Here is a 5,267-nt window from a genome sequence, read left to right on the forward strand (position 1 = left end):
CCGCCATCCGCTCCCTTCAGGCTGCGGGGCTTCAGGTCAACCTGATCAGGGACACGACCCCCATTCCTCACAACGGCTGCCGCCCGCCCAAAAGACGCAGGGTCTAAACGTCCTCCGTGCTTTTGGCAGCTTTGACGGCGAGAGCGTCTCATGGGTGTGTTGAAGCCCGGCCTTTCGGCGTCTGTGAAGAATAGGAGCATAAACAATGTCGGAAACCTTGGAAATCTTACGGCCCGTCCTTAAGCTGGAGGAGAACACCCCTACTTACGGGCGTCTGGCTTTGGAGCCTCTGGAACGGGGCTACGGCATGACGTTGGGCAACGCGCTGCGTCGGGTGCTGCTCTCCTCGATCCGAGGCGCCGCCATCACGTCGGTCCGCATCGAGGGAGTACTGCACGAATTCAGCACCGTTCCGGGCGTGCGCGAGGATGTCATCGAGATCATGATGAATCTGAAGCATGTCCCCGTCCGTTCCAGGAGCAAAGAGGTGCGCGTTATTTCTGTGGAGCTCGAAAAAGCGGGACTCGTGACGGCCAGGGACATCCAGGTGGACAGCGAGGTCGATTTCGTCGATCCCGACGCGAAGATCTGCACGCTGGAGAAGGGGACGCGCCTTGCCATGGAGCTCTACGTCGAGCAGGGGACGGGCTATCTCTCTGCCGAGCGGCCCCGTCCCTCCTATCTCCCGGTGGACGCCCTGCTCACCGACGCCATCTTCTCCCCGGTCCTTCGCGTGAACTACCGGGTGGAGGCGGCGCGGGTCGGGCAGAGGACGGACTACGAGCGCCTGATCCTGGACGTCTGGACGAACGGGATCGTCACCCCGGACATGGCGGTCGGCGAGGCGGCGGAGATCGTCCGGACCTATTTCGGCAATGTCGTCTCGGCCCTCGAGCAGTGCCGCGAGGAGGGGCTCCAGACGGGGCCCAGTGATGAAAAGGGCGGCAGGGGCGCCAAGATCGCCGATGGGGATGCCGAGCTCTTCGCGCGCCCGGTTCGGGACCTCGAGCTCTCGATCCGGAGCGAGAACTGCCTCCTGCGCGGCGGCATTCAGACGATTGGGGACCTCCTGCAGAAGTCGCGGGAGGACCTTCTGAAGATCCGCAACCTGGGGAAGATATCCCTGAACGAGATCTGGGAGAAATTGGAGAGCGCCGGCTTGAAGCTGCGCGAGAAGAAAGATATAAAAGCAACCAAGGAGGATTAAGGCTATGAGACACCGTGTGGATCATAGAACGCTTGGCCGCTACGGCAGCCACAGAAGGGCGATGCTGGCCAACATGGCCGCCAGCCTGTTCCTGAACGGGCAGATTCAGACCACCGTCACCCGCGCCAAGGAACTGCGCCGCGTCGCCGAGAAGCTGATCACCCGGGCCCGCGGCGGTTCCGTTCACGACATCCGCCTCGTGTTCTCCCGGATGCCTCACAAGGAGGCCGCGACGAAGCTGTTTCAGGAACTGGCCCCCCGCTATGCCTCTTTCGACAAGGGCGGGTACACGCGCATCGTCAAACTGGGGAACCGCTCGGGCGACGGCGCGCCGATGGCCGTGATTCAGCTCATCGAGAGATAGCCCAGGGCTTTCCAGTGCCTTGAGCTCTCCGAAAAACGCACCCCTCCTCTCCCTGCGCTCGGTCGTCTTTTCCTACGACGGGACGCGGCGGGTCCTGGACGGGATATCCCTAGATGTCCGTCCAGGGGAGCGGGTTGCCGTTCTGGGGCACAACGGCTCCGGAAAATCGACGCTCGTCAGGATTCTGGGCGCTCTGCAAGCTCCTTTGCAGGGTGCCTGTTTCATTTCTGGCCGGGATGTCCGGGAGATCCCCTTTGAGGAACTGCACGCGAAGGTGGGGGTCGTCTTCCAGAACCCGGAAAGCCAGATCGTGGCCGCCGTCGTGGAGGACGACGTCGCCTTCGCGCCCGAGAATCAGGGACTGCCCCCCTCGGAGATCGAGGAACGGGTGGCGTGGGCCCTGGAACGCGTGGGGATGGCGCGCAAACGTTCCTCCCCGGTCTCGGCCCTCTCGGGCGGCGAGAAACAAAGGGTGGCCCTGGCGGGGGCGCTGGCCTCAAGGGCCGAATGCCTCATCCTGGACGAGCCCACCGCGATGCTGGACCCCGAAGGGCGCCTCGAGGTCGCCGGGGTGTTGCGCGCCATCCATGAGTCCGGGACGGCCCTCGTGCAGGTGACGCACCAGTTGGAGTGCCTCGAGGACGCCGACCGGATCCTTGTTCTCTCGAAGGGGCGATGGCTCTGGCAGGGGGATGCGCGTGACTTCTGGCCGGATGCGGAGCGGCTTGGCTTCGAGCTTCCTCCGCTGCGCCGCCTGGCCGCCCGTCTGGGGGCGAGGGGGGTATCGGTTCCCTCCCCCACGGTCGAGGGCGTCTCATCTGCGGTCGCGGCGCGTCTTCCGGGCCGGTCCGCCTCGTCCCCGCCACCGGCCGATCGGCGCTCCGTCCCCGAGCTCCCGGCTCTTCTGGAGGTTCGGGACCTGTCCTTTCGCTTCGAAGCCCCCTCGCCCGAGACGCCCCTCATATTGGACGGCGTCGACGCGCTTTTTCCTCGAGGGGCGTGGACCGCGGTGGTCGGACGCACCGGGAGCGGAAAATCGACGCTGGTCCAGCACCTGAACGGCCTCTACAAGGTGCAGTCGGGGCGGATACTCATCGAGGGCTCGCCCCTTCCTCAGGCGGGCGAGGACCTGCATCGGCTTCGCAGGAGGGTGGGGCTTGTCTTTCAGACCCCCGAGGATCAGCTCTTCTGTCCGACGGTGCGGGAGGAGCTCTCCTTCGCCCCGGCCAACGCCGGCTTCGAGGACGAGCGTCTGGAGCAGGCGGTCCGTTCGGCCATCTCCGATGTGGGGCTGAACGACGATTTTCTCCTCCGCAACCCTCTGGCCCTGTCGGGGGGGGAGCGCCGTCTGGTGGCCATCGCCTCCGTGCTGGCCGCCGATCCGGAGTGCCTTATCCTCGACGAGCCGACGGCTGGGCTCGACGCGGCCTACCGGAGGAGGATCCTCTGCCTTTTATCGGACCTGAGGCGATGCGGGCGGACGGTCATCACCATCACCCACGACCTCGAGATGGCCTTCGGGTGCTGCAACCGGCTGCTCGTCATGGATTCCGGAAGGACGGTGGGGGAGGGCGGGGTGGGGACGGCGCTGCCCTTGCTGATGCAGGCGCTGAGTTCCCCGGTGTGGCCGGAGGTGCTCCAGGTCTCCGACCGGCTGCGTGCGCGCTGCGGCAGCGTCCCTCTGACCTGGGACCCCGACGTGCTGCTTCGGGCAATCGAGACAGCGATCAAATTTTGAAATGTCGCCATGTCGCTTCGATTTTGATGTTTTGATGCTTGGATTCTGATAAGGAGCCCTCACGTGCAGCTTTCCGCATCCCCCATGGGGCAGTACGTCCCCATCGATTCCCCGGTCCACCGGCTGGACCCGCGAGCCAAGCTCTTCATGCTCGTGCTCCTGGTGTCGGCCGTGTTCGTCTCGGACGATCCCCTGTCGCTGGGGCTCTGCACCCTGGCCTTCTTCGGGGCGATGGCCCTGTCCCGCCTATCCTGGCGGGCGGTGCTGCGTTCCTCCCGTCCCATCCTGTTCCTGGTCGCCTTCACGTTCGCCTTCAACATCGTCTCCGAGCTCTGGATGGGGCGTCCGACAGCGCTTGCCCTGGTTCGTGGAGGGCTTACGGCGCTTCGTCTGACGGTGCTGATGCTCTTTGCCCTGCTGCTGCCCCTGACGACGGCCCCGCTCGAGCTGGCCGACGGACTGGAGCGTCTGCTCCATCCCTTCGCCCGCTTCGGCTTTCCCGCCCATGAGTGCGCGATGATGGTCGGGGTGGCGCTGCGCTTCATCCCCCTGCTGATGGAGGAGACGGACCGGATCATCCGGGCGCAGCTCTCCCGGGGAGCCCGACTGGACCAGGGAGGGCTCGTCCGTCGCGTCATGGCCTTCTTCCCCGTCCTGATCCCCCTATTCGTCATTGTCTTCCGCCGTGCGGACGAGATGGCTCTGGCCATGGAGGCCAGGGGGTACCGCGGGGGGGAGGGGAGGACGAGGCGGCGTCCCCTGGTCTGGAAAACGAGCGATACGCGTGCCGTTGCCCTGACGGTGTGTGCCGTCGCCCTCCTTCTTGCCGCGAGGAGGTTCTGGCTGTGAGCCCCCGGAAATACGCTGCGCGGATCGCTTACAGGGGGGGTGCCTATTCGGGCTGGCAGCGCCAGCGGGAGGGGCTGGGCGTCCAGGAGGTCCTGGAGGAGGCTCTATCCCGGTTGGCGTCCGGTCCGGTTCGGGTGATCGGGGCGGGGCGGACCGACAAGGGGGTCCATGCCGTGGGGCAGGTGGCCTCCTTTCGGATGGACCGCGACTGGGCGCCGGAGCGTCTGCAGCTGGCCGCCAACTTTCACCTGCCCGAGGACGTTCGGGTCATGGGCGTCTACCCGGTCTCCGAGCACTTCAATGCGCGGCGCAGCGCCCTGTGGCGGGAGTACCGTTACTTTATCTGGCACGGCTGGGTCTGCCCGCCGCACCTGAACGGGCTTGTCTGGTGGCGGAAGGTCCCCTGGGCGATCGACCGGGCCCGGGCCGCCTGCCGCCTCCTGGAGGGCGAGCACGATTTCAGGGCCTTCTGCAAGACGGGTGAGTGCCCGGAGCGGAGCGTGCGGATCCTGGAGCGCGTCCGCTGCCGGCGCTGGGGACCGATGACCGTGCTCTCGGTCCGCGCGCCCTCGTTTCTGATGAACATGGTGCGCATCATCGTGGGCAACGTCGATGCCGTGGCGCGGGGCAAGGAGTCCCTGGACTGGCTGGAGGCCCTTTTGGCGGGGGACGAACGTTCCCGTTCCGCCGTGACGGCACCGGCCTGCGGACTCTATTTTTGGAGGGCCGGGTATCGGGAGCTTCCGGATGGGGGGCCCCTGGGGCGTGATGGGTTCTGGGGCGGGAGCCTGGGGAGTCCCGACGGCAGGGACTCGGCCGGAGTCGGATAGCGCCTGAGAGGAACTTTGACGGACGGCTGACGGAATACGGGGGAAATTTTCAGAGGCTTGGATTTACAATCCAAACGCAACGGTAGCCGGAAAGTGTCTCGGCTTTCGTACCCCCAATGAGGCCTTCTTTCGATTTACCTGTTGCATTTGACTGGACACTCCAGTCTATAAAGAAAAGAAAAAGGGTTCAGAGCAAAATTCTCTGAACCCTTGGCATTCTTGGAGCGGAAGACGGGATTTGAACCCGCGACCCCAACCTTGGCAAGGTTGTGCTCTACC

General features: G+C 65.3%; 6 protein-coding genes. All 6 read left to right on the forward strand.

What is annotated here, in order from left to right:
- On the forward strand, window positions 1-107 hold a 107-nt coding region (gene rpsK / locus Q0176_RS08590; RefSeq protein WP_299301587.1), incomplete at its 5' end, for a 30S ribosomal protein S11.
- Between the two features lie 98 nt (window positions 108-205).
- Window positions 206-1,207, forward strand: a complete 1,002-nt coding sequence (locus Q0176_RS08595; RefSeq protein WP_299301577.1) for a DNA-directed RNA polymerase subunit alpha — start codon at window positions 206-208, stop codon at window positions 1,205-1,207.
- Between the two features lie 4 nt (window positions 1,208-1,211).
- Window positions 1,212-1,571 carry a 50S ribosomal protein L17 gene (rplQ, locus tag Q0176_RS08600; protein ID WP_299301579.1) on the forward strand — a complete coding sequence of 120 codons (360 nt, stop codon included), beginning with the start codon at window positions 1,212-1,214 and terminating at the stop codon, window positions 1,569-1,571.
- Between the two features lie 19 nt (window positions 1,572-1,590).
- Window positions 1,591-3,309, forward strand: a complete 1,719-nt coding sequence (locus tag Q0176_RS08605; RefSeq protein WP_299301581.1) for an energy-coupling factor transporter ATPase — start codon at window positions 1,591-1,593, stop codon at window positions 3,307-3,309.
- Between the two features lie 63 nt (window positions 3,310-3,372).
- Window positions 3,373-4,158, forward strand: a complete 786-nt coding sequence (locus tag Q0176_RS08610) for an energy-coupling factor transporter transmembrane protein EcfT (RefSeq protein WP_299301583.1) — start codon at window positions 3,373-3,375, stop codon at window positions 4,156-4,158.
- On the forward strand, window positions 4,155-4,988 hold the full coding sequence (gene truA / locus Q0176_RS08615) for a tRNA pseudouridine(38-40) synthase TruA (protein ID WP_299301585.1): 834 nt from the start codon (window positions 4,155-4,157) through the stop codon (window positions 4,986-4,988). The genes Q0176_RS08610 and truA overlap by 4 nt, the downstream gene beginning before the upstream one ends.
- Window positions 4,989-5,267: the final 279 nt, after the last annotated feature.

It is taken from the genome of uncultured Fretibacterium sp. (assembly GCF_938040765.1).
In the GTDB taxonomy this organism is placed as follows: domain Bacteria; phylum Synergistota; class Synergistia; order Synergistales; family Aminobacteriaceae; genus CAJPSE01.

Bases quoted from the DNA above. Each gene is read 5' to 3' on its own strand.
- Q0176_RS08595 (WP_299301577.1), top strand. From the start codon at position 206: ATGTCGGAAACCTTGGAAATCTTACGGCCCGTCCTTAAGCTGGAGGAG.
- rplQ (WP_299301579.1), top strand. From the start codon at position 1,212: ATGAGACACCGTGTGGATCATAGAACGCTTGGCCGCTACGGCAGCCAC.